The 22,135-nt window shown below is 73.8% G+C and carries 23 protein-coding genes; 8 read left to right on the top strand and 15 right to left on the bottom strand.

Annotated features, from left to right (window positions below; all coding sequences use genetic code 11):
* Nucleotides 1-10 precede the first annotated feature (10 nt).
* Nucleotides 11-892, top strand: coding sequence for a universal stress protein (locus ABZ857_RS23320; RefSeq protein WP_357046157.1), 882 nt, complete (start codon nucleotides 11-13; stop codon nucleotides 890-892).
* Nucleotides 893-904: 12 nt separating this feature from the next.
* Here the strand turns inward: ABZ857_RS23320 and ABZ857_RS23315 are convergent, their stop codons facing one another.
* A complete protein-coding gene (locus ABZ857_RS23315) occupies nucleotides 905-1,465 on the bottom strand; it encodes a CBS domain-containing protein (RefSeq protein WP_357046155.1) in 561 nt (186 codons plus the stop codon).
* 166 nt (nucleotides 1,466-1,631) lie between these two features.
* On the opposite strand from ABZ857_RS23315, the gene ABZ857_RS23310 reads away from it, so the two are divergent.
* Both ABZ857_RS23310 and ABZ857_RS23305 read left to right on the top strand, forming a co-directional pair.
* Nucleotides 1,632-2,138 (top strand): CBS domain-containing protein, encoded by a 507-nt coding sequence (locus tag ABZ857_RS23310; RefSeq protein WP_357046154.1) that lies wholly within the window; start codon nucleotides 1,632-1,634, stop codon nucleotides 2,136-2,138.
* A 50-nt stretch (nucleotides 2,139-2,188) separates the two neighbouring features.
* The gene (locus tag ABZ857_RS23305) at nucleotides 2,189-2,818 is read left to right on the top strand and encodes an MBL fold metallo-hydrolase (RefSeq protein WP_357046152.1); all 630 of its coding nucleotides are present in this window, start codon (nucleotides 2,189-2,191) and stop codon (nucleotides 2,816-2,818) included.
* Between the two features lie 32 nt (nucleotides 2,819-2,850).
* On the opposite strand, the gene ABZ857_RS23300 is transcribed toward ABZ857_RS23305, so the two are convergent.
* Nucleotides 2,851-3,648, bottom strand: a complete 798-nt coding sequence (locus tag ABZ857_RS23300; protein WP_357046150.1) for a hypothetical protein — start codon at nucleotides 3,646-3,648, stop codon at nucleotides 2,851-2,853.
* Between the two features lie 79 nt (nucleotides 3,649-3,727).
* Nucleotides 3,728-4,528 (bottom strand): glycerophosphodiester phosphodiesterase family protein, encoded by an 801-nt coding sequence (locus ABZ857_RS23295; RefSeq protein WP_357046148.1) that lies wholly within the window; start codon nucleotides 4,526-4,528, stop codon nucleotides 3,728-3,730.
* Nucleotides 4,529-4,727: 199 nt separating this feature from the next.
* On the opposite strand from ABZ857_RS23295, the gene ABZ857_RS23290 reads away from it, so the two are divergent.
* Entirely contained in the window at nucleotides 4,728-6,236 is a 1,509-nt protein-coding gene (locus ABZ857_RS23290) for an alpha-N-arabinofuranosidase (protein ID WP_357046146.1), read from the top strand.
* 16 nt (nucleotides 6,237-6,252) lie between these two features.
* On the opposite strand, the gene ABZ857_RS23285 is transcribed toward ABZ857_RS23290, so the two are convergent.
* Entirely contained in the window at nucleotides 6,253-6,939 is a 687-nt protein-coding gene (locus ABZ857_RS23285; RefSeq protein WP_357046144.1) for a CBS domain-containing protein, read from the bottom strand.
* A gap of 240 nt (nucleotides 6,940-7,179) precedes the next feature.
* Between ABZ857_RS23285 and ABZ857_RS23280 the strand changes: the two genes are divergently transcribed.
* Both ABZ857_RS23280 and ABZ857_RS23275 read left to right on the top strand, forming a co-directional pair.
* Nucleotides 7,180-8,049: a universal stress protein gene (locus ABZ857_RS23280; protein WP_357046142.1), complete on the top strand. Its 870-nt coding sequence runs from the start codon at nucleotides 7,180-7,182 to the stop codon at nucleotides 8,047-8,049.
* Nucleotides 8,050-8,436: 387 nt separating this feature from the next.
* Complete coding sequence (locus ABZ857_RS23275; RefSeq protein WP_357046237.1) at nucleotides 8,437-10,566, top strand: DUF222 domain-containing protein; 2,130 nt, start codon at nucleotides 8,437-8,439, stop codon at nucleotides 10,564-10,566.
* 51 nt (nucleotides 10,567-10,617) lie between these two features.
* Here the strand turns inward: ABZ857_RS23275 and tsaA are convergent, their stop codons facing one another.
* Entirely contained in the window at nucleotides 10,618-11,037 is a 420-nt protein-coding gene (gene tsaA / locus ABZ857_RS23270; protein ID WP_357046140.1) for a tRNA (N6-threonylcarbamoyladenosine(37)-N6)-methyltransferase TrmO, read from the bottom strand.
* Between the two features lie 84 nt (nucleotides 11,038-11,121).
* On the opposite strand from tsaA, the gene ABZ857_RS23265 reads away from it, so the two are divergent.
* Both ABZ857_RS23265 and ABZ857_RS23260 read left to right on the top strand, forming a co-directional pair.
* Nucleotides 11,122-11,679: a YceI family protein gene (locus ABZ857_RS23265; protein WP_357046138.1), complete on the top strand. Its 558-nt coding sequence runs from the start codon at nucleotides 11,122-11,124 to the stop codon at nucleotides 11,677-11,679.
* 72 nt (nucleotides 11,680-11,751) lie between these two features.
* A complete protein-coding gene (locus tag ABZ857_RS23260) occupies nucleotides 11,752-12,555 on the top strand; it encodes an NAD-dependent protein deacetylase (RefSeq protein WP_357046236.1) in 804 nt (267 codons plus the stop codon).
* Here ABZ857_RS23260 and ABZ857_RS23255 read toward each other — a convergent pair.
* Genes ABZ857_RS23255 through ABZ857_RS23210 form a run of 10 tightly spaced genes read right to left on the bottom strand, consistent with a single transcriptional unit; the run spans nucleotide 12,552 to nucleotide 22,133 of the window.
* Entirely contained in the window at nucleotides 12,552-13,421 is an 870-nt protein-coding gene (locus tag ABZ857_RS23255) for a sirohydrochlorin chelatase (RefSeq protein ID WP_357046136.1), read from the bottom strand. The two genes, ABZ857_RS23260 and ABZ857_RS23255, sit on opposite strands and share 4 nt — an antisense overlap.
* Nucleotides 13,418-14,011, bottom strand: coding sequence for a precorrin-8X methylmutase (locus tag ABZ857_RS23250; protein ID WP_357046135.1), 594 nt, complete (start codon nucleotides 14,009-14,011; stop codon nucleotides 13,418-13,420). Before ABZ857_RS23250 ends, ABZ857_RS23255 begins: the two co-directional genes overlap by 4 nt.
* On the bottom strand, nucleotides 14,008-15,063 hold the full coding sequence (locus ABZ857_RS23245) for a HoxN/HupN/NixA family nickel/cobalt transporter (RefSeq protein WP_357046133.1): 1,056 nt from the start codon (nucleotides 15,061-15,063) through the stop codon (nucleotides 14,008-14,010). The genes ABZ857_RS23250 and ABZ857_RS23245 overlap by 4 nt, the downstream gene beginning before the upstream one ends.
* Nucleotides 15,060-15,251 (bottom strand): 4Fe-4S binding protein, encoded by a 192-nt coding sequence (locus ABZ857_RS23240; protein WP_357046131.1) that lies wholly within the window; start codon nucleotides 15,249-15,251, stop codon nucleotides 15,060-15,062. Before ABZ857_RS23240 ends, ABZ857_RS23245 begins: the two co-directional genes overlap by 4 nt.
* A 5-nt stretch (nucleotides 15,252-15,256) precedes the next feature.
* Nucleotides 15,257-16,960, bottom strand: a complete 1,704-nt coding sequence (gene cobJ / locus ABZ857_RS23235) for a precorrin-3B C(17)-methyltransferase (RefSeq protein WP_357046129.1) — start codon at nucleotides 16,958-16,960, stop codon at nucleotides 15,257-15,259.
* The gene (gene cbiE / locus ABZ857_RS23230) at nucleotides 16,957-18,129 is read right to left on the bottom strand and encodes a precorrin-6y C5,15-methyltransferase (decarboxylating) subunit CbiE (RefSeq protein ID WP_357046127.1); all 1,173 of its coding nucleotides are present in this window, start codon (nucleotides 18,127-18,129) and stop codon (nucleotides 16,957-16,959) included. The genes cobJ and cbiE overlap by 4 nt, the downstream gene beginning before the upstream one ends.
* Nucleotides 18,126-19,283 carry a cobalt-precorrin-5B (C(1))-methyltransferase gene (locus tag ABZ857_RS23225; protein ID WP_357046125.1) on the bottom strand — a complete coding sequence of 386 codons (1,158 nt, stop codon included), beginning with the start codon at nucleotides 19,281-19,283 and terminating at the stop codon, nucleotides 18,126-18,128. The genes cbiE and ABZ857_RS23225 overlap by 4 nt, the downstream gene beginning before the upstream one ends.
* The gene (cobM, locus tag ABZ857_RS23220) at nucleotides 19,280-20,089 is read right to left on the bottom strand and encodes a precorrin-4 C(11)-methyltransferase (protein ID WP_357046123.1); all 810 of its coding nucleotides are present in this window, start codon (nucleotides 20,087-20,089) and stop codon (nucleotides 19,280-19,282) included. The genes ABZ857_RS23225 and cobM overlap by 4 nt, the downstream gene beginning before the upstream one ends.
* The gene (gene cobI / locus ABZ857_RS23215; RefSeq protein WP_357046121.1) at nucleotides 20,086-20,820 is read right to left on the bottom strand and encodes a precorrin-2 C(20)-methyltransferase; all 735 of its coding nucleotides are present in this window, start codon (nucleotides 20,818-20,820) and stop codon (nucleotides 20,086-20,088) included. Before cobI ends, cobM begins: the two co-directional genes overlap by 4 nt.
* Nucleotides 20,817-22,133 (bottom strand): cobyrinate a,c-diamide synthase, encoded by a 1,317-nt coding sequence (locus tag ABZ857_RS23210; protein ID WP_357046119.1) that lies wholly within the window; start codon nucleotides 22,131-22,133, stop codon nucleotides 20,817-20,819. The genes cobI and ABZ857_RS23210 overlap by 4 nt, the downstream gene beginning before the upstream one ends.
* Nucleotides 22,134-22,135: the final 2 nt, after the last annotated feature.

Here is a 22,135-nt window from a genome sequence, read left to right as displayed (position 1 = left end):
GCATCGCGCCATGACCGAGCCGTTCAGCGATCCGTACAGTGATCCGGTCGTCGTCGGCACCGACGGGTCCACCGGGGCGACCCAGGCGGTGGAGTGGGCGGCCGACCACGCCGCCCTGCGGGGCGCGCCCCTGCGGGTGGTCCACGCCACCGACCGCCTGCCGTACGACGTCCCGCGCTATCCGATCCCCGACTCCTACGACCGGCTGGCCCCCTCCGGGTGGCAGATCCTCGACCACGCCGAGCGGGTCGCCCGGGACCGGCGGCCCGGCCTCGACGTGACCACCGAGCTGGTCGAGGGGCGTTCGGGCCGCGTCCTGCGCGACCAGGCCGCCCGCGCCGCCGAGGTCGTGCTCGGCAGCCACGGCGCGGGCGGCTTCCCCGGCATGCTGCTCGGGTCGGTGGGCAACCAGGTCGCCGGCCACGTGGCCGTGCCGGTCGTCGTCGTACGGCCGGCACCCCCGGAGGCGGCGGAGATCGTGGTGGGGTTCGACTGCTCGGAGGCGTCCGGGCCCGCCCTGGCGTACGCGTTCGAGGAGGCGCGGCTGCGCGGCCACCCGGTGCGGGTCGTCTGCGCCTGGGAGCCGCCGGTGCCGTACGGCCCGGGGATCACCTCGGACCTGGACGAGATGCGGCGGGCCGCGGAGGACTACGCGCGCGGGGAGCTGCAGCCGTGGCAGGGCGGGTACGCCGACGTCAAGACCGAGCTGGACATGGTCCGCGCCCATCCGGTCTCCGCGCTCCTGGAGGCGTCGTCCCGGGCCGTCCTGCTCGTCGTCGGCTCCCACGGCCGCAACGCCTTCACCGCGGCCGTGCTCGGCTCGGTGAGCCGCGCCGTGCTCGCCCACGCGCACTGCCCGGTGGCGGTGGTGAGGGGAGAGGTACGGCGGTGAGCCGGCGGTGAGCTACCGGAGCAGGCGGGCCGGCCGCACCCCCGGGACCGTCCGCTCCAGCAGGTCGGCCACGTGCCCGGGGCCCTGGCCCTCCGGGCCGTGCAGGTCGATCTCGCCGTCGCGCACGACCACCTCCCAGGACGTCTCGGAGGGGTAGCGCTCGCGCAGCGCGGCCAGGACGGCGTCGCGCAGATCCTCGTCCGACCTGGCCAGCAGCGCCATGAGGTCGCGGCGGCTGACCACCCCGACGACCCGCTCGTCGCGTAGCACGGGCACGCTCTTGATCCTCTTCGCGATCATGAGGTCCGTCAGCACCCTCGCGTCGGTGGTGTCCTCGACCGTGCTCACCTGACGTGACATGACGTCTCCCACCGTGCGGGGCGCCGCCGCGCCCGGCGCGAACGCGCCGCACAGCAGGTCGATCTCGCTGACCATCCCGACCAGTTCGCCGTGCTCCCCGAGCACGGGGGCGGCCGTGATGTCGCGGTCGTACAGCACCCGGATCGCCCGTCGCACGGAGTCGTCGCGGCGCAACGTGATCGCCGGGCTGCTCATGACCTCACCGGCCAGCATGGGCCACCTCCCGCCTCTGTCGCCGTTGTGGTCACCGCACGGTCATTCCACCGCCGCCCGGGCCGTACGGGCAGGTGCCGGAGGTCCCCGGCCGTAGGGACGTTCGGCACTGCGCCGGGCACGCGCCCGGTGGTCGGATGGAGATGGCGCCGCCCAGGGAGGAACGATGACCGTAGAAGCCATGACCGCCGCCGACGTGATGAGCAGGGTGCTCGTGACCGTGAAGCCGGACGAGTCGCCGCTCATGGCCTGGGAACTCATGCGCCGCGGGTCGATGCACCACCTGCCCGTGGTGGACTCGGCTTCCCGCATCATCGGCGTGCTCACGCGGGAGGACATCGCGGCCCACTGGTCCGGCGGCCCCGCGGAGCAGTCGAGCAGCCAGGTGCGGCAGTTGCTGGGCGGGCGGAGGTGCCCGCACGTGCCGCCCGACGCTTCGCTCCCCGCCGTGGCGGACGTCATGCTGGAGTCGGGGGTGGACGTCGTCCCGGTCATCGGGAACTCCGGCATCCTCCAGGGTCTCGTCACCGTGACCGACGTGCTCGTGGCGGTCGCGGGCAGGCGGGGGGCCTCGCCCCGGCACGAGGAGGTGTCGGCCGGGATGTTCCGCCTGGAGCCGGTGCTGCCGCCCAAGCCCTCCCGGACCGCCGAGGACCAGCGGCAGGGGCCGTGATCCCGGTCATGCACAATGGGGGGCATGTTCCGCACGGTGGTGATCTTCAAGTGAGTGCCCGTATCGACCATGCCGTCACGTCGGGCACCTTCAGCCTGGACGGCCAGACCTTCGACGTCGACAACAACGTGTGGGTGCTCGGCGACGACGCCGAGTGCGTGGTGTTCGACGCGCCCCACGACGTCAAGGCGATCACGGACGTGATCGCGGGCCGGCGTGTCCTGGCCATCCTCGCCACCCACGCCCACGACGACCACGTCAGGGTCGCGCCGGAGCTGTCGGAGGCCACCGGGGCGCCCGTCCTGCTGCACCCGGCCGACCTGCCGGTCTGGCGGCTCACCCACCCCGATCGCGAGCCCGGCGGCACGCTGTCCGACGGGCAGGTCATCGAGGTCGCCGGAACCCGCCTCGAAGTGCTCCACACCCCCGGGCACGCTCCCGGCGCCTGCTGCTTCCACGCGCCCGGCCTCGGCGTCGTCTTCACCGGCGACACCCTGTTCCAGGGCGGCCCCGGCGCGACCGGGCGCTCGTTCTCCGACTTCGGCGTGATCATCGACTCGATCCGCGACCGCCTGCTCGTCCTGCCGCCCGAGACCGTCGTCCACACCGGCCACGGTGACAGCACGACGATCGGCGCGGAGCTGCCGCACCTCGACGAGTGGATCCGCCGGGGCCACTGACGGCAGACCGCCGGTAGATCGACGGTGTGAACCTACTGGGCGACCCGGACGCCGGTGACGGTGAAGCGTTCGACTTCGGCCACGTGGCCGCCGGTGCTCGCGACGAGGGTGAGCGTCCGGCCCGGGGCCGCGCGGAAGGTCACGGTGGCGGACCAGGGGGCGTCGTCCCCTCCGGCGGACACGCAGCAGCGCTCGCCAAGGGGGCCGGCGCTCCCGGTCGCGCGCACCCGCACCCGGATGCTCTCGTCCACTCCGGTGATCCTGCCGCCCACCTTGACGGGCGAGGACACGAGGGCGCCGTACCGGGGAGTGGTGAGGGAGAAGGTGGTGTCGTCGGTGCCCACCACCTCCCACGGGGCGTCCGGCCCGGTGCCGAACCTGACCAGGTGGATGACGGCGGCGATGCCGGGCCGTCCCCCGCCCTCGCCGCGGATGCCGACGGAGACGCGGGCGTCCGCGCCGGTCACCGTACGCTTGACCACCTGGTCGACACCTCCGAAGCCCAGGAATCCCTGGGTGAAGGCGAGCGCGGTCCGTTCCGCGTCCAGGTGCCAGGGCTGGTGGCCGCCCGAGCGGTAGCTCTCCTGCCAGTCGCGCACCTGCTTCTCGTCGGCGAACGGCCACAGCGGCTGGTAGCGGCCCGCCACGAGAGAGCCCGCGGAGGGAGAGGCCGACGCCGGGACGGCGGGGATGGGAGTGCCCGCTGTACCGGTCCCTGTACCGGTCCCTGTAGCGGTCCCTGGGCCGTTTCCGCACGCGCCCGCCAGCAGGCCGAGCGCGGCCAGCGCGGCGGGCGCCCACCGGGCCCGGCCCGCCCGGCCGTTTGTCACGCCGCCAGTCACGATGCTCGCTCCCGCCACGAGAGGTTCACTTGACTGAGAGCATGCCCGGCGGGATGTCAGACATTCCCTAACGGCACTTGCCCCGCAGCCAGGCGCGGTATTCCTTGGGGTAGTTCGTCATGACGCTCCCCGGGGACTGGTCGAGCACGGCCTGCCACCGGGCCACGTTGCCCTTCCACGAGGGAGCCGGCTCGGTCCAGTGGACGCTGTCGGTCCACCGGCCGGCGGATCCCTTCAGCAGGGCGGGGTGACGCTTGGCCAGCTCGCTCTGGATCCAGGGGTCGGTGGAGTAGACCATGATCCGCTGCTTTCCCTGGCGTTCCCTGATCGGGTCGGAGATCTCCTTCCATCCCTTCGCCGCGAACTTTGGATTCGCGAGGACGGGCTTGGTCTCGGGTTTGATCTCCAGGAGCGCGACCAGCCCCAGGGAGCCCGCGTGGTCCAGCCACTGCCGCAGCGAGTAGACGCGCTCGCCCCGGTACGGGCCACGGACGACGCGGCGGCCGGCCAGGTTCCCCGCGCCGTACGTCCACCAGATGTCGGTGAGTTTCTGCTGCTTTCCGGTCAGCCCGTGAGTGGTGCTGTTGTGCCACATCACGGCCTTGGTCCCTTCCTTGGTGAGCTGGACGTCGGCCTCGACGCCGTCGGCTCCCCAGGACTTCTGGTCGTTCAGCCCCCGTACGTTGTTGGGCTGGCGCATCTGGTCCTTCGCCCAGCCGTTCGCACCCTCGGGGTAACCCCCGTGCCCGAACACCAGCGGGCAGCGCGGCAGCGCGCTCGCGCCGGACGCCGCGACGGGTGAGGCGCCCACCGTCGCGCCGGCGGCGACCACGGCCGCCGCCGCGCACAGAGCAGTCGTGATCCTCATCGTCCAACCCCCCGAGATCGCCTGTGTCGTCAGCGCGGCATCGTATTGGCATGGTCATCGGGAGATCAAAACCACCCCATGCCACCGGAGCGATCCCGCCCGCAGATGACCTGGGCGAACGGTCTCGACCTTGACCAGAGGTGATGCGAGCGCTAACAATCGGCCCGCGAGCCCCCTGCCCGGTGAAGGAGATCCCCTCGTGCTCCAGGCACAGCTGACCATCGACCCCGCCCACCGGGTGGCCGCCGTACGGCGCCGCACGTTCGGCACGTTCGTCGAGCACCTCGGCCGCTGCGTCTACACGGGCATCTACGAGCCGGGCCATCCCACGGCCGGCGAGGAGGGGTTCCGCGGCGACGTGCTCGCGCTCACCCGCGAGCTCGGCGTGACCACCGTGCGCTACCCCGGCGGCAACTTCGTCTCCGGCTACCGCTGGGAGGACGGCGTCGGCCCGCGCGAGCGGCGCCCCCGGCGGCTCGACCTCGCCTGGCACAGCACCGAGACCAACGAGATCGGGCTCGACGAGTTCGTCCGGTGGACCCGCCTGGCCGGCCTGGAGCCGATGATGGCGGTCAACCTCGGCACCCGCGGCGTCCAGGAAGCCGTCGACCTGCTCGAATACTGCAACATCCCGTCCGGGACCGCGCTGTCGGACCTGCGGATCGCCAACGGCGCCAAGGAGCCGCACGACATCCGCATGTGGTGCCTGGGCAACGAGATGGACGGCCCCTGGCAGATCGGGCACAAGACCGCCCGTGAGTACGGCAGGCTCGCCGCCGAGACCGCCCGGGCCATGCGCATGGTCGACCCCGGTCTCGAACTGGTGGCCTGCGGCAGCTCCGGCTCCTCCATGCCGACCTTCGGCGCCTGGGAGGCGACCGTCCTGGAGGAAACCTATGACCTGGTCGACCACATCTCCTGCCACGCCTACTACGAGGAGAAGGACGGCGACCTCGGCGGATTCCTGGCCTGCGCGGCCGACATGGAGCACTTCATCTCCACGGTCGTCTCCACCGCCGACCAGGTGGGGGCCAGGCTCGGCTCCCGCAAGCGGATCTCCGTCTCGTTCGACGAGTGGAACGTCTGGTACATGAGCCGTTTCCAGGCGGCGCCGCCCCCGCCGGACTGGCCGGTCGCGCCGCCGCTGCTGGAGGATCACTACCACCTCGCGGACGCCGTGGCCCTCGGCGGCCTGCTCATCACGCTGCTGCGGCACAGCGACCGGGTCGCGGCGGCCTGCCTGGCCCAGCTCGTGAACGTGATCGCGCCCATCATGACCGAGCCGGGCGGCCGGGCCTGGCGGCAGACCACCTTCCACCCGTTCGCGCAGGCGGCACGGTACGCCAGGGGCGACGTCGTACGGGTCGAGCCCGTCTGCCCGTCGTACGAGACGGCCGAGTTCGGCGAGGTGCCCGTGCTCCACGCGGTCGCCACCCAGGACGAGGCGGACACGACGCTGTTCGTGGTGAACCGGTCGGTGCGCGAACCCGTGGAGCTGGAGCTCGACGCGGGGCCGCTGGGGGCAGGTGGAGGGGCCGTGCGGATCACCGAGGCGACGACGCTCACCCATGAGGACGTCTACGCCCGCAACACCGCCGACGACCCCGATCGGGTGACGCCCCGCCCCATAACCGATCACCGGAACGACCCGCTCCGGATCGTGCTGCCCCCGGTCTCCTGGAACGTGATCAGGCTGTCGAGGGCCTGAACCCCTTGCCCGCCGCTCACGCCGGGGAGTCGTCCTCCTCCCACCGCAGTTCGTCCACCACGTCGACGACTCCGCTGACCCGGCGCGTCATCCGTACGGCGATCCGCGCGGCACTGTGCCGGTCCATCCGGCCCGTGAGCGTCACCACGCCCTGATGGACGTGGACGCCCACCCTGGAGGTGTCGGCCCACAGGCTCCGGCCGAGGATCTCCACGCGCACCTCGCGCTCGATGTCGCCGTCGGCGCGTACGAACGTCTTGAGCAGGTCGTGGCGGCTGACGATCCCCCGCAGCCGGCCCTCGGCGTCCACGACGGGCAGCCGCTTGACCCCGTGCTCGTCCATGAGGCGGGCCGCCGCGACCGTGGTCGTGCCGGCGGTGACGGTGACGGCGGGGGAGGTCATCAGGTCGGCGGCCGTCTCGCCGGCGGCTTTGGAGCGCGCCGCGCCCTCCTGGCCGAGGCGGGCGCGCAGCCGCGCGCGCAGCGGCGGCCGGTAGCCCTCGCGGTAGTACTGCTCCCTGAACTCCTCCTTGTGCAGCAGGTCGGCCTCGGACACGACGCCGAGCACACGGCCGTCCCCGTCAACGACGGGGACGGCGCCCACGGCGCGGGCGATCAGCACTTCGGCGATGTCCCTGAACGGCGTGCCGGCGTGGACGGACGCGACGTCCGTGGTCATGACGTCCTGCACCTTCATGTGCATGGCGGCCTCCCTTCCGGTCGCGGGGCGCCGCCTTTCTGCCAGGGGAAGCGGCCCGTGACTTCCATCCCATCCCCGGACCGGGCCCACGGGCAGGGTCGAAGGTCCCACCGCCGTACGGAAGTCCCGGCGCTTGAGGACTTTCGTCAGCTGTGCCGTGGGCAGCGGACACGGTGCGATGGTGGCCCGGGAGTACCAACCCCCGCGCGTCCGCGTATCGCTTGAGCACAGGAGGAGAAGTACATGGCCGGACAGATCGTCGTCGCCGTCGACGGATCGAAGCCCGCGACGGCGGCGGTGGAGTGGGCGGCGGACGACGCGCGGCGCCGGGGAGCCACCCTGAGGATCGTCCATGTGCGCGAGCCGTGGGCGCACGAGTACCCGTTCCACGCCGTCGATGGCTTCGCCCAGTCCTACAGCGAGTTCTGCGAGGGCGTGCTCGCGGCGGCCGCCGCCCGCGCCCGCGAGGTCGCCCCCGGCCTGGAGGTGACCACGGATCTCGCCGAAGGGACGGTCGTCGAGACCCTGCGCGCCGAATCGGCCGGTGCCGCCGCACTCGTGGTCGGCAGCCGGGGGATGGGCGGCTTCTCCGGCCTGGTCCTCGGGTCCGTCGGTCTCGGCCTGGCCGGTCACGCGGAGGTCCCTGTCGTGGTGGTGCGCAAACCGCACCGGGACGGCTACCACGAGGTCGTCGTCGGCTTCGACGGATCACCCCATTCGGAGGCGGCCCTGGACTTCGCCTTCGAGGAGGCCCGGGCGCGGCACGGGCGGGTGCACGCGGTGTACGCCTGGGAGATGCCGATGTTCTCGCCCTTCGCCGTCGGCTACGGAACGGCGCTGGAGGAGATCTTCGACAACGAGTGCCGGGCGGCGCGGCTGCGGCTCGCGCCGTGGCGCGACAAGCACCCGGACGTCCCGCTCGTCGAGTCGGCGGTCTGCGGTCACCCCGTCCCGGCGCTGGCCGAGGCCTCGCTCGTCGCCGACCTCGTGGTCGTGGGCTCCCGGGGGCTGGGCGGCGTGCGCGGCGCGCTGATCGGCTCGGTCAGCCATGCCGTGCTGCACCGCGCGCACTGCCCCGTCGCGGTCGTACGGCCTCGCGACGCCGATCGCTGATTCCGAAAGGCCCTGATGCTCCGAAATGAGCACGCCTATGCGGCAGAACTGGCGAATTAGCGATAAATCGACGAGCCGGAGAGAACCGTTAGGGGCGATTCTCCGGATGTAGCATTTTCCCCCTTTTGGGAGTTCACCTGTCGCTCCAACTAATCCCCATGGCCAGTTGATTTGGCTGGCTGCTGGGTGAAAAGATTGCAACAAGATTTCGAATTCATTGAGGGGGGCGCGGTGGATCTGTTCGATTTCGATCCTGGTCGCCCTCGTCGTTCGAATATCGCTGATGGCGACTGGTGGGATCGGTTGATCGCCGATTCGCCGTTGTGGTCGTCCGAGGGTTCGCTCGCTCGCGACGATGGCGCCATTGGTGTTTTTCCGATCGTTGGAATGGAGGGCTCGCAGAGTCCACGCGATGATTCAGCCGATGCCGGGTCTGGTAGTGCCGGGTCTGGTAGTGCCACTGCCGGCGCTGCTGACGGTGCTGCTGGGGGTGACGCTGCGGATTCCGCTGGCGCGGGTGATCGCCGGAGCCGGTCGTCGTGGGTGCTGGTGGGTTCTCTTCGTGAGTCGGCGCAGGCGCTGGCGTTGGCGCCCTTGCCGGATTCGCCGGAGATCTGTGTGGCCGAGGCTGAGGAGTTGATGTTCGCGCGGGATCGGATCACGTGTGCTCTTGCGGAGCGGGTGGGGCGGGTGCATCGGGCGGGGCAGGCCAAGCAGCATGGGCATGCCTCGACCCGTAGTTGGCTGCGTACGGCCGGGGGGATGGGTGTGGCGGGGGCGGGGCGCCTGCTGACCCTGGGGGTGGAGCTGGCCCGTCTGCCGGGGGTGCGGGAGGCGTTCGCCGCCGGGACGCTGGCGGCGGGGGTGGTGGAGGCGATCTGCACCGCCACCGCGCGGTTGACTGATGAGCAGGCCGGGTTGGTTGAGCCGATTTTGCTGGAGTTGGCGGGGAGGGCGGGTCCGGCGGAGGTGGCCAAGGCGGGGCGTTATCTGCGTGCGGTGCTGGACCCGGATGGGGAGGAGCGTGATGAGCGGGCCGATTACGGGCGGCGGTTTTTGAGGGTCCGCCCGGGCAAGGGGGGTGGGCTGGAGGGGGAGTTCTACCTGCCCCGTGAGGCGGCCGCCCGGTTGCGTGCCCTGTTGGACGCCTACGCCAAACCCAGGGCCGAGGGGGATGACCGTTCGTTGCAGGTCCGCCAGGCCGACGCGCTGATCGCGCTGCTGGAGGAGAAGATCGCCGCCGAGCTTCTGGTGCTGGTCAACGCCGAGTCCCTCCCTGCCGATCCCGAGGACGCCACTCCCGCCGACAGCACCCACGCCGACGACACGAGCGACACCGACACCAGCGCCCCCGGCGACACCGAGGACCCCGGCGACCCCGGTGCCAGTGAGGACGCCGGTGCCAGCGCCCCTCACGACCCCCGAAACACTGGCGACTGCGCCCTCCGCGACACCGGAAGCGTCGACGACCCTGGCGGTTCCGGTGCAGAGGCCGGGGCCGGTGCGGCTGTGGACGCCGCTGCTGAGAGTGCCGCCCTTGCTGCCGCCGGCCCCTGCGGTGAGGAGGCCGGCGGCTGCGGGGCCGGTCAGCAGCGGGCCGGTGGGCGCGGGCCGCGCGACGCCGTGAGCACCGCCTCGGCCGAGGGCGGCGACACCGCACCCGTCAAGGGCGAGGACTGCGCCCGTGCCGAGGGGCAGAACCGGGCCCCCGCGACGGGGGACGACGGCGCCCTTGCCGAGGCGGAGGACACCGTCGCTGGTGAGGCGGAAGCCACCGGCCCTGGGTGTCCTGACCAGATGGCCGACGCCGAGTTTCCCCGGGGCGGTGGCGCGCGTCCGCAGGCAGCGCCTCCGCACACAGCGCAGCCGGATCCTCCTCCCGAGGACGCGGCTGTGCGTCACACCCACGCCGGGCATCAGCCTGCGGGGGACTGTCGGCATGGGCAGGGCACGCCTGGGGACCACGGCGACCTGCGCTGTGGACAGTCGCCACTGGGGACGGCACAGGGAGCGTCACCGGGATCGGCAGCGGGGGCGGCACGGGAGGCGCTCCTGGGGGCGGCGGGGACGCTGCAGGGGGCGCTGTCGGGGGCGCTGCTGGGGACAGCGCCGGGGTTGTTGCTGGCGACCGGGCAGATGCTGCCGGTCTCCGGCGTGCACCGCCTGGCCCGCACCAGCAGCCTGGTGCGGCTGGTGATGGACGCCGACGGGCAGGTGCTGGACATGGGCCGCAAAGTCCGCCTGGCTACCCCCGCCCAACGGCGGGCGATCTTCGCCCGCTACGCCACCTGCTGGATCGACGGCTGCCCACTCCCGGCCACGATGTGCCAGATCGACCACGCCGACAACTGGAGCAGCGGCGGCCTGACCGACCTGAAACTGCTCGGCCCCGCCTGCCAGTTCCACAACCGCGACCGCTACCGCCACCCCGGCCGCTACACCCGCCGCAAGGAAGGCACCGACCGCTGGACCTTCACCTACCACCGACCCCCAGGAGCCCGGAGGCTGCGGATGTAGGGGAGGGGCAGCCTCAAGAAAATCTACAATGTAAAGGAGGGCGGTAGATGGTCACCGTTCAGCCGCGTCCAGCACGGGCTTGACGTCGATCACAGGAGTGCCGTCGATGGCCTCAAACGGATGCACACGCAAGCCCCGCGCCGGGTCGGCCTCCAGGACCGTGACCCGGTGCAGGCCGATCGGGTTGGGGCGGTCCGGGGATCGGGTGGCGAACACGCCGGTCAACGGGTTGCTCGTCTCCCCACGCGGGTGGACCCGGAGGGTTTCGCGGTCGGCCTGGTGGAACCAGGTGAGGACCAGTACCTCGTCGCCTGCCGTCACCCCGTCGAGCGCCTCCGCCACGGCTGTGTCGATCTTCAGCCAGGCGTCCGGCGCCCCCTCTCGCCCCTGCCGTGGCGCCTCGGCGCGATCGGTCAGCACGGACCGCACGACGCCGACGGGACGCACGGTGAACGTCGCCTGCTCACTCATGATCCTTCTCCTTCTGGCGATTGGATCACCACGATGTCATCCGCTGCCGACATCTATGGCCCGTTCCGCGGGAATGCCCACGAAATGGACGTCGAGGCGGGCACGTACGCGTTGGGGCCGAGGTCCGGCCGGCTCCTGGTCCTCACCGGCCGCGCCGGGCTGGGCGCCAAGGCCGGGCACGATCTGACGATCGAGGTCACCCGGTGGCGGGGCGAGGCGGTGGTGACGCCGGACGACCCGTCGGGCTGCCGGGTGACGGTGGAGGCCGAGGTGGCCTCGATGCGGGTCCGGGAGGGCACGGGCGGGGTCAAGCCGCTCACCGACTCCGACCGTGTCGAGATCGAGAAGAACATGCGCGACAAGGTCCTCAAGGCGGATCAGCACCCTCTGGTCGCGTTCCGGTCGACCCGCGTCGAGGGCGATCCCGAGGCGTTCCGCGTCGAGGGCGGCCTGACGATCGTGGGCGTCACCCGGCCGGTCACGCTGGACGGTGCGTTCGCGGACGGGCGGGCGCGCGGCCGGGCCACCGTCGTGCAGTCCCAGTGGGGCATCCGTCCCTACTCCGCGTTCTTCGGCGCGCTGAAGCTGCGCGACGAGGTCGAAGTCATCTTCGACGTACGGCTGGGGGAGGGGCGGGGCTGACATGTGCGCGGCGTCGGGCACCATGGATGCGTGACTGTGGTGCGCGACGCGGGGACCGCCGAGCGGTGGGGCATGCTGGTCGATCTCGTGGCCGACGGCGAGGTGGTGGTCCTCAGCGGGGCCGGCCTGTCGACCGAGTCCGGAATCCCGGACTACCGCGGGGAGACCGGCCGCAGGCGCAGGGCCGAGCCGATGACCTATCACACCTTCGTGAGCAGCGCCGCCGCCCGCAGGCGCTACTGGGCGCGCAGCCACCTTGGGTGGCGTCACATCGTGGACGCCGCGCCCAACGCCGGGCACCGCGCGGTCGCCGAAATGCAGCGCCGCGGCCTGATCGCCGGGATCATCACGCAGAACGTGGACGGCCTGCACCAGGCGGCGGGCGCGCAGGGGGTCGTCGAACTGCACGGCAGCCTGCACCGGGTGCGCTGCCTGGCCTGCGGCCACCGCACCTCTCGGCACGCGCTCGACCGGCGGCTGCGCGCGGCCAACCCCGGCTGGCAGGCCAGCTCGGAGATGATCAACCCCGACGGCGACGCCGTTCTGGCCGCGGACGAGATCGAGACGTTCCGTACGGTGGACTGCGAGGGCTGCGGCGGCGTGCTCAAGCCCGACGTGGTGTTCTTCGGCGAGAACGTGCCGCCGTCACGGGTCGAGGAGTGCTACGCGCTGACCGAGCGGGCCGGTCTGCTGCTCGTCCTGGGATCCTCGCTGACCGTCATGTCCGGATACCGGTTCGTCCGGCACGCCGCCGCCCGCTCGATACCCGTCGCGATCATCAACCGGGGGCCGACCCGGGGCGACGGCGAGGCGTTGATGACCTTCGACGCCCCGCTCGGGCAGGCACTCAGCGTCCTTCTGCGAAGCATTCCCTAGAGGTGCACGTGGGCGGGGTCGTCCGGGTGGTGGTGCGGGTGCTGGGCGGCGCCGACCCGGTGCTCGTGGCCCGGCAGCGGCACCCGGTAGAGGCAGGTGTCGCAGTTCATCCGGATGTCGCCGCGCAGCGCCTCGTGGTAGCGCTCAAGCACCAGGCCGGCCAGGGCGGGAGCGGGCCCGATGACGCCGGCGCAGCGCACCTCGACCTCCGGATGCGCCGCGGCCCACTCACGCGCCTGCGCGACGGTGCGGTCCGGTAGCACGCCGCTGAACAGGAAGTACGGCAGGACGACGATCCGGCGGGCGCCGAGCAGCCGGGCCCGGTGCAGCGCGGCCGGCACGCCGGGATCGGCCAGGCTGATGAACGCGGGCTCGACCCCGGCCAGGTCACGCCCCTCCCACAGCAGCCGGGCCACCTTGACGTGCTCGGCGTTCGCGTCGGGGTCGGAGGAGCCGCGGCCGACGAGTACGACGGTCGTCTCCGCGCGCTCGGACGGGTCGAGCACGGCGTCCAGCCGCTCGTCCAGCAGCTGGAGCAGGGTGGGGTGCGGACCGAGCGGCCTGCCGTACGCGTAGCCGAGGCCGGGGTGCCGCAGTGCCTCCCGGCGCAGCGCCGCGGGCACGTCGCCCTTGGCGTGCCCGGCCGCGACCAGCACGAGCGGGACAACGCCGAGTCTGGTGTGCCCGGCCCCGGTCAGGGCCGCGACCGCCTCGCGCAGGGGCGGGCGGGACAGTTCGATGAACCCGCCGGCCACCGGGACGGGGGCGCGGGCGGCCACCTCCTCGACCAGAAGGTGGAAGTCGCGGACGCCGGCCGCGTCCCGCGTGCCGTGGCCGACAAGGAGCAGCGCCGGCGAGCCGGTCATAGTGAACCCTCCGTGTTTTCCAGAGCGCAGTAGAGCAGCGCGTTGACGGCGGCGGCGGCGACCGCCGAGCCGCCCTTCTCACCGCGGTTGCTGACCGCGGGCAGTCCCGACGCGCGCAGCGCCGCCTTGCTCTCGGCCGCGCCGACGAACCCGACCGGCAGGCCGACGACGAGCGCGGGGCGGACGCCGAGGCGCAGGATCTCCTCCAGCGCGGTCGGGGCGTTGCCGACGGCCCACACCGCCCCCGGCCCCACCTCGTCGTACGCCAGGCGGACGGCGGCGGCGCTGCGGGTCAGGCCGTCGCGCGCGGCGGCCCGGCGGACGTGGCAGACGGGCGTGACGGCGGTGATGCCCGCGGCGACCATCTCGACGTCGGTGACCACGGGGGTCCCGGCGCGCAGGGCCTCGGCGGCCCGCCGCAGGTCCTCCTCTGCCGAGACCACCAGGTCGGTCAGGTAGTCGAGGTCGGCGCTCGCGTGGATCACCCGCTCGGTCACGGCCCGGGTCAGCGGCGGCAGCCCGCTGGTGTCGACCCGGGAGCGCAGGATCTCGTACGACCGCACCTCGATGGGATGGACCGTCCTTCTCACTCCGCATACCTCCTGCCGAGCCCGGACAGCCGCCACACGATGGCGGCGCCCGCCCAGACGGCGGCGAACGCGCCGACGATGACGTAGCCGAGCACCTCGAAATGCTCGGCGAGCGACCCGTACGCCGCGAGCGGCCCGCCGAGGAGCCCGCCAAGGAGTCCGGCGAGGTAGACGCTCGCGATGAAGGCGGCCACGACGACGGTCATCCCGGTCGTCGCCGCGTTGTAGTACAGACGCCGGGCGGGGCTGCGGTGCGCCCAGGAGTAGGCGCGCGACATCAGCAGGCTGTCGGCGGTGTCGCAGGCGGTCATCCCGGCCGCGAACAGCAGGGGCAGCGTCAGCACGGCGAGGGCGGGCAGCCCGCCCTGCGCCGCCGTCCCGGCCGACAGCGCGAGCAGCGTGACCTCGCTGGCGGTCTCCAGGCCGAGCCCGAACAGGATGCCGACCGGGTACATGTGCCACGACGACCGGATCAGCCCGCGCGCCCGGCGGCCGAGCACGCGGTTGAGCAGTCCCCGGTTGAGCAGCAGCACCTCCAGTTCGTCCCGGTCGAGGTCGCCCCGGGTCATCCGTCGCCACAGGCCGATCACTCCGGCCAGGACGAGGGCGTTGAGCACGGCGACGAGCAGCAGGAACGACATGGCGACCACCTGCGACACCACACCGCCGACGTGCCGGAACTCCTCGACGCCCTCCCCGGAGGCCGCCGCCGCTCCGGCAGCGGCCGCGACGACCATCGCGAGCACCAGGACGACCGTCGAGTGGCCCAGCGCGAAGAAGAAGCCGACGCCGACCGGGCGGCGGCCCCGCTGCATCATCAGCCGGGTGGTGTCGTCGATCGCGGCGATGTGGTCGGCGTCGAACGCGTGCCGGATGCCGAGGCTGTAGGCGAGCGACCCGGCGCCCGCGAACGCCCCCGCCCCGGCCAGGCCGTTCGCGTAGTACAGGTACAGCGCCCACCCCGCGATGTGCAGGGCGGCCACCACGGCGACGATGCCGCCGATCCTGGCCCGTTCACGGGCCGTCCAGGCTCCGTACGCGCCGGCACTCACTCCCGCACCTCCAGTACGGCGTCGACGGGGCACACCTCGGCGCACTCGCCGCAGCGCGTGCACCGTGAATCGAGCACGACGAGGGCGCCGTCCTGGCCGGGCCGGATGGCGTGCTCCGGACAGGTGAGCAGGCAGGCGCCGCAGCCCGCGCACGCCCCGGTCACCACGTAGGCGGTCAAAGCGGTCAAAGCGGTCAAATGGGTGCGGGCTGCCACGCGTACCCCCTCGGCGTCACGAAGCGGCCCGCCACGACCCTGCTGGAGGTGGCGCCCACGATGACCAGGCTGCGCATGGTCACGGTGGACACCTCCAGCCCGCCGAGCGTGGTCAGCGCGACGCTCTCCCCGGGCCGGCTCGCGTCGGTCACCACGCCTACCGGCGTTTCGGGCCCACGCCGCTCGCCGAGGATCTCCAGCGCCCGGGGAAGCTGCCAGTCCCGGCCGCGCGAGCGGGGGTTGTAGAAGGCCACCACGAGATCGGCGTCGGCCGCGGCCCGCACCCGCCGCTCGATCACCTCCCACGGCGTGTGCAGGTCGGACAGGCTGATCGCGCAGTGGTCGTGGCCGAGCGGCGCGCCGAGCAGCGCACCGGCGGCGAGCATGGCCGTCACCCCCGGCACGCCGACGACGTCGAAGGTCCCGTCGGCAAACTCCGTGCCGGCAAACTCCGTGCCGGCGAACTGCAGGGCCGGCGCGGCCATCGCGTAGACGCCCGCGTCGCCGCTGCCGACGAGCGCGACCGCGTGGCCCTCGCGGGCCAGCCGTACGGCGGTGCGGGCGCGTTCCTCCTCCGCGCCGAGGCCCGACTCGATCACGCGGGTGCCCGGGCGCAGCAGGTCGCGGATCTGGTCGACGTACTGGTCGAGCCCGACCAGGTAGCCGCAGCGGCGCACCTCGGCGACGGCGCGGGGGGTCATCAGGTCGCGGGCGCCGGGGCCGAGGCCGACGATCGCCAGCCTGCCGCGTGGCCGCAGCCGGGCGACGGCCGCGGTCGCCATCGCCGATCTGCGTTTGGGCACGAGCAGGTCCCCGCCGTCCGCCAGCGCGGCGGCCTCGGCCACGCTGGGGGTGCCGACCGCCTGGCGGACGACCTCGCTCGGGTGCGGCACCTCGATGCGGGCGAGCCGTTCCGCGGGGTGGGTGACGAGCGGCACGCCGAGCGCGCGGGCGGCCGCCACGATCCCGGCCTCGTCCGCCTTCACGTCGGCGGTGGCGAGGCGTGCGACCGAGCGGGGTGACAGCCCGGCCTCCGCCAGCACGTCGTGGATCAGCGCGAGGACCTCGTCGGAGGCGACGCCCCGGCTCGCGCCGACGCCGACGACGAGGCTCGGCGGCCGGACGAGGACGGCCGGGCGCGGCAGATCCGCCATCCGGTCGGTGACGACCACGCAGGGCGGACGTGGCGTGTCCGAGGCGGTGACGGGCAGCGGCGGCAGCGGCCAGGTGGCGTCCGCGGTGAGCGTCACCTCGTCGCCGTCGAGCATGGCCCGGGTCACGGCCGCGACGTCGCCCTCGACCGGCAGGCCGAGCGTGTCGAGTGCGCCCGTCCCGGTGGCGTCGGTCGCGGTGGTGACGACCGGTGTCGCGCCGAGCGCGCCGGCCACCTCGTGGGCGAGCCGGTTGGCGCCCCCCTCGTGGCCGCCGGTCAGGGCCACCGCGAAGCGGCCGGCCTCGTCCACGCAGACCACCCCGGGGTCGTCGTGCTTGCCGCGCAGCAGCGGCGCGAGCAGCCGTACGGCCGCGCCGACAGCGAGGAAGCACACGATGCGGTCGCACTCACGCCAGGCCCGCGCCAGGTCGGCCACCGGATACCACCTGGTCTCCGGCCACGCCTGCTCCAGCCGGCCCGCTGCGGCCCGGCCGGCCTTGGTCGCGGTGATCAGTCCGGTAACCGTCATCGATGCCCCCACACGAGAAAGACCGGATTGGCCGCCGCGAGCCGCGTGGCGCCGCCGGGCAGGCCGGCGAACCTGCTCGCCGCCAGCGACACGCCGCCCACGTCGTAGGCCGCGGCGCGCAGCGCGTCGCGCACGCCGGGCACCCGGTCGACGGCGGCGAGCGCGGCGACCACGGTCCGCGCGCCGAGACGGGCCACGTGGCTCACCACGCCGGCGCCGCCCCCGCCCACGAACACGGCGTCCGGGGCGGCAAGCGCGGCCAGGCACTCGGGGGCCTCGCCGTGCACCACCCGCACCTCGACGCCGTACGCCGCGGCGTTGCGGCGCGTACGGTCGCACTGGCCGGGGTCGCGGTCGACGGCCACGACGGCGGCGCCGAACCGGGCCGCCTCGACCGCCACGGAGCCGCTGCCGCAGCCGAGGTCCCAGACCAGGTCGCCCACGCCGGGACCGAGGTGCGCGAGGGCGAGCGCCCGCACCTCCGCCTTGCTGATCATGCCGTCTCGGTGCTCGAAGCCTTCCTCCGGCAGGCCCCACCGCGCGGGAGTCAGGCGCGGCGGCGCGGCCCAGCCGCGCGGGGAGGGAGCCCGGGTGAGGGACAGCACCACGTTGGGGTCGCCCCACTCCCGTCCGGCGGCCTCCTCTGGGGTGCACTCGGTCACCCGCCCGTCGGTGCTGCCGAGGCGTTCGGCGACGAGGAGACGGCGTGGCCAGCCGCGCAGCGCCGCGCCGATCTCGGCGGGTCCCGCGCCTGGAGCGGTGAGCACGGCGACCTTCGCCAGCGCCCGGCAGGCGTTGACGGCCCGGCGCGGGTCGCGCCCGTGTGCGCTCACCACGACGGCGTCGTCCCAGTTCAGCCCGGCCAGGCCGAAGGCCGCCGCGACCGAGGAGACGGCCGGCGCGACCTCGACGTCCAGGCCGTGCTCGCGCAGCAGGCGGACGACGCCGAAGAACCCGGGGTCGCCCGAGGCGAGCACGGCGGCGGTGCCGTCGTGGGACTTCAGGGCCCGTACGCCCGCCGTCACGTCTCCCAGCACCACGCGGTGTGCCCGCTGGGGGACGGGGAGCGCGTCGAGATGGCGGGCGGCGCCCACGACCAGCGTCGCCTCGGCGAGCCGCGCGGCGGCCCAGGGGGCGAGGGGCCGGCCGTCGACTCCGATGACCGTCACCACCGGCCTGCCTCCTCGCTGGAGGCGACCGGAGCGTGGCCGTCCGGATCGACCATGACCACCGACGCGGTGAGCGCGCCGTCGCAGAACCGCTCCAGCACGTCCTTGACTCGCGCGCACAGCACGCGCCCGGCGGGTTCGAGCAGCCCGGCCGCCTCCCACAGCTCGTAGGCGTGGCGGGCGGTGTTCGCCTCGGCGACCCGCCCGGTCAGGGCCTCGTCGCCGCCGGCCTCGCGGGTCACCCGGGCCAGCAGGTCCTTGTCGATCTTCGAGCGGGTGTAGTGGGTCATGAGCACGCCGGCCGCGAGCTTGGTCAGCTTGCCGGCCATGCCGACGAACAGCACGTCGGTCAGGCCCGCGTCGGCGGCCCGGCGCAGCGCGGCCCCGGTGAAGTCGCCGACCTCGACGAAGCAGACGTCGGGCAGGTCGGGCCGCAGCCGCATGGCGGCCCGGTCGGTGCGCCCGCCCGTGGACAGCACCAGCGTGCGCTCGCCCTGCGCCGCCATCACGTCGATCGCCTGCACGACCGAGGAGCGCCACGCCTCGGTGGAGAACGGCCGCACGACCCCGGTGGTGCCGAGGATGGAGATGCCGCCGAGGATGCCGAGCCTGGCGTTGGTGGTCTTGCGGGCGATCCGCTCGCCCTCGGGCACGCTGATGACCACGCGGACGCCACGCCGTCCCAGGTCGACGACCTCGCCGACGGCCTGGGTGATCTGCGCCCGGGGGACCGGGTTGATGGCCGGGCCGCCGACCTCCAGGCCGAGGCCCGGACGGGTGACCACGCCCACGCCGACGCCGCCGTCCAGTTCGATGCCGGCCTCGGGCCGCCAGGACACCGTCGCGGTCAGGTGCGCGCCGTGGGTCACGTCGGGGTCGTCCCCCGCGTCCTTGACGACGACGGCCGTGGCCTTGACGTCCCCCACGTCGTAGGAGTCGACCGGCAGCGTGACCCGGCCGCCGCCCGGCAGCGGCGTGTCCACCGTCGCCGGGGTGTCGCCGTGCGCGAGCGCGATGCTGGCGGCCTTGGCGGCGGCGGCCCCGCAGGTGCCCGTCGTCCATCCGGTGCGCAGCGCCCGCTTGCGCACCCGCATCGTGCGCGGCAGGTCCGGCTCGCGGAGTTCTGGCCGGCGCGGCTCGGGCGTGTCGCTCACCTCGACCCCCGCAGCTCGCGCCGGGCCGCCGGGTCGGAGCGCCGGTGGCCGTGGAAATGGCCCGGATGGTAGAGGTGCGAGCGCGTTCCGTGGGCCTCCAGCGCGGGCCCGACCAGCACCAGCGTGTGCTTCCACAGCCGGTGGGCGCGCACGGTGGCCGCGAGCTCGTCAAGGCGGCAGCGCAGCACCAGCTCGTCCTCCCAGGTGACCCGGTAGCCGACCACGCAGGGCGTCTCGGGCGGATAGCCGCCCGCCAGCAGTTCCTCCTGCAACCGGCCCGCACGGGCCGCCGACAGGAACAGCGCCATCGTCGTGCCGTGCGCGGCGAACTCCCGCACGGTCTCGCCCTCGGGCATGGGCGTCTTGCCGCCCTCCAGCCGGGTGAGCACGACCGACTGCGCGACCTCGGGCACGGTCAGCTCCCGCCGTACGGCGGCGGCGACGGCGGTGAAGCTGGAGACCCCCGGAACGACCTCGGTCTCCAGGCCGAGCGCCGCGCACCGGTCGAGCTGTTCCTGGACGGCTCCCCACAGGGCCGGGTCGCCGGAGTGCACGCGGGCCACGCGCAGCCCGTCGCGGGCCGCCTCCTCGTACAGGGCGACGACCTCCTCCAGAGGCACCGCGGCCGAGTCGACCACCCGGGCGCCGTCGCGGGCGTGGTCGAGCACGCCGGGATGGACCAGGCTGGAGGCCCAGACCACGACGTCGGCCGCCGCGATGGCCGCCGCTCCGCGGAGCGTGAGCAGGTCGGGCGCGCCGGGGCCCGCCCCCACGAAGGCCACCCTGCCGGTGACAGGGCCGCTCACAGCCTGCCTCCCCGGCCCGTACGCTCCCGGGTCACCAGCAGGGCGGACAGGTACGGCCCGGCCTCGGCCGGGTCGAGCCCGGCGGCGGGCCGCACGTCCTCCTCCGGCAGCCCGAGCGACGCCCCGTACACCGCGCCGGCCAGCCGGCCGGACTCGCGGACGGCGGCCAGCACCCGCGGCAGCATGCGTCCTCCCTTGTAGGCGACGACGGTGTCGTGGGCGTCGAGCGCTCCACGCAGGGCGTCCAGCCCCGCCGTCAGCGGCATCAGCGCGAGCGACTCGCGGCCCTCGACCAGGACGGTCCCGCTGCTCGCGGCGAGCGCCTGCATGGCGGTGACACCCGGCACCGTGCGGACCTCCACCTCCGGCACGAGCCCGCGCACGGTCTCGGCCAGGTAGGTGAAGGTGCTGTAGACGTTGGGGTCGCCGATCGTCGCGAACGCGACCGTCCGCGCGCCGCGGGCGTAGGAGGCGGCGACGGCCGCGCCCGCCGCGTCCCACGCATCGTCGCGGCGCGGACCGCTGCCCGGCGGATCGCTGAGCGCGAACACCAGGCGGGTCACCTCGCGGCCGGTGTGTGCCCGGACGATGCGCTCGGCGCGGCCCTCCTCGCCGGTGTCGGCCACCGGCACCACCACGACGTCGGCCTCGCGCAGCACACGCACGGCCTTCACCGTCACCAGGTCGGGGTCGCCGGGTCCGACGCCCACCCCGGTCAGGACCGGCCTCATGCGGCAGCCGCCGCTACGAGGTCGCGGGCCAGGCGCGGCGTGCCCGCCCAGTGGGGGTGGAGGTAGGAGGCGTGCACCCCGCCGTACGCGAACCCCTCCCGCCTCGGCAGCACGTACGCCGGGGACTCGCCCGCAGGCGGGGAGCAGGCCGTGCGGTGGAACTCGTGAGCGCGTACGACGGTGCCGTCGGGCCGTACGGCCTCGCGGTAGCCGAGCGTCAGCTTCCCGGTCATCCGCGCCTCCACCGGCAGCACGCCGCACATCGGCGCGCCGTCGAGCGAGGCGGCCAGGTAGAGCAGCCCGGCGCACTCGGCCGTGATCGGCAGGCCGCGGGCGGCGAGTTGAGCGACCTGTTCCCGCAGCGGCGCGTTGGCGGCCAGGTCGGCGGCGTGGACCTCGGGAAAACCGCCGCCGATCACCAGGCCCCGGGTGCCCGGGGGCAGCGCCTCGTCGCGCAGCGGGTCGACATGGGCCACCTCGGCCCCGGCCGCGGCCAGCAGTTCGACCGTCTCGGCGTAGGAGAACGTGAACGCCGCACCGGCGGCCACCGCGACCACGGGCCGCCCGGAAACCGGGATTCCCACCGCATCGGCGGCCGACCAGGGCGCGGCCGGGAGACAGGGCGCGGACGACGCGAGGCGCAGGATCAGGTCGAGGTCGCAGTGCCGTCCGACCAGGGCCCCGAGGGCGGCGACGGCCCGCCGCGCCTCCGCGTCGCGTTCGGCGGCGGGCACCAGCCCGAGGTGCCGCGACGGCACGTGGACGGCCGCGTCACGCGGCAGCGCCCCGGCCACCGGAACGCCCAGGGGCCGCAGCGCCTCGCGGAGGATCTCCTCGTGGCGGGCCGAGCCCACCCGGTTGAGCACCACCCCGGCGATCCGTACGGACCGGTCGAAGGTGGCGAAGCCGTGCACGAGGGCCGCGACGGAGGCCGCCTGGGACGAGGCGTCCACCACGAGCAGCACCGGGGCGTCCAGCAGGCGGGCGACGTGCGCGGTGGACGCCTCGGACGTGGGGCCACGCCCATCGAACAGCCCCATCACGCCTTCGACGATCGCGATGTCCGCGCCGCGCGCGCCATGCGCGAACAGCGGGGCGATCAGGTCCTCGCCGACGAGGAACGCGTCGAGGTTGCGGCCGGGACGCCCGGTGGCGAGCGCGTGATAGCCGGGGTCGATGTAGTCGGGTCCCGCCTTGTGCGGCGAGACGGCCAGGCCGCGCGCGGTCAGCGCCGCCATCAGCCCGGTCGCCACGGTGGTCTTACCCGCGCCCGAGGCGGGGGCCGCGACGACCAGGCGAGGGATCGTCACCATTC

The organism is Microbispora sp. NPDC046933, assembly GCF_040644635.1.
Lineage (GTDB): Bacteria > Actinomycetota > Actinomycetes > Streptosporangiales > Streptosporangiaceae > Microbispora.
Note: the sequence above shows the minus strand (reverse complement) of the source record. Positions and strands in the feature narration are given on the sequence as shown.

Bases quoted from the DNA above. Each gene is read 5' to 3' on its own strand.
- ABZ857_RS23320 (WP_357046157.1), top strand. From the start codon at position 11: ATGACCGAGCCGTTCAGCGATCCGTACAGTGATCCGGTCGTCGTCGGC.
- ABZ857_RS23315 (WP_357046155.1), bottom strand. From the start codon at position 1,465: ATGCTGGCCGGTGAGGTCATGAGCAGCCCGGCGATCACGTTGCGCCGC.
- ABZ857_RS23310 (WP_357046154.1), top strand. From the start codon at position 1,632: ATGACCGTAGAAGCCATGACCGCCGCCGACGTGATGAGCAGGGTGCTC.
- ABZ857_RS23295 (WP_357046148.1), bottom strand. From the start codon at position 4,528: ATGAGGATCACGACTGCTCTGTGCGCGGCGGCGGCCGTGGTCGCCGCC.
- ABZ857_RS23285 (WP_357046144.1), bottom strand. From the start codon at position 6,939: ATGCACATGAAGGTGCAGGACGTCATGACCACGGACGTCGCGTCCGTC.
- ABZ857_RS23280 (WP_357046142.1), top strand. From the start codon at position 7,180: ATGGCCGGACAGATCGTCGTCGCCGTCGACGGATCGAAGCCCGCGACG.
- ABZ857_RS23275 (WP_357046237.1), top strand. From the start codon at position 8,437: ATGGAGGGCTCGCAGAGTCCACGCGATGATTCAGCCGATGCCGGGTCT.
- tsaA (WP_357046140.1), bottom strand. From the start codon at position 11,037: ATGAGTGAGCAGGCGACGTTCACCGTGCGTCCCGTCGGCGTCGTGCGG.
- ABZ857_RS23265 (WP_357046138.1), top strand. From the start codon at position 11,122: ATGGACGTCGAGGCGGGCACGTACGCGTTGGGGCCGAGGTCCGGCCGG.
- ABZ857_RS23260 (WP_357046236.1), top strand. From the start codon at position 11,752: ATGCTGGTCGATCTCGTGGCCGACGGCGAGGTGGTGGTCCTCAGCGGG.
- ABZ857_RS23255 (WP_357046136.1), bottom strand. From the start codon at position 13,421: ATGACCGGCTCGCCGGCGCTGCTCCTTGTCGGCCACGGCACGCGGGAC.
- cobJ (WP_357046129.1), bottom strand. From the start codon at position 16,960: ATGACGGTTACCGGACTGATCACCGCGACCAAGGCCGGCCGGGCCGCA.
- cobI (WP_357046121.1), bottom strand. From the start codon at position 20,820: ATGAGGCCGGTCCTGACCGGGGTGGGCGTCGGACCCGGCGACCCCGAC.
- ABZ857_RS23210 (WP_357046119.1), bottom strand. From the start codon at position 22,133: ATGGTGACGATCCCTCGCCTGGTCGTCGCGGCCCCCGCCTCGGGCGCG.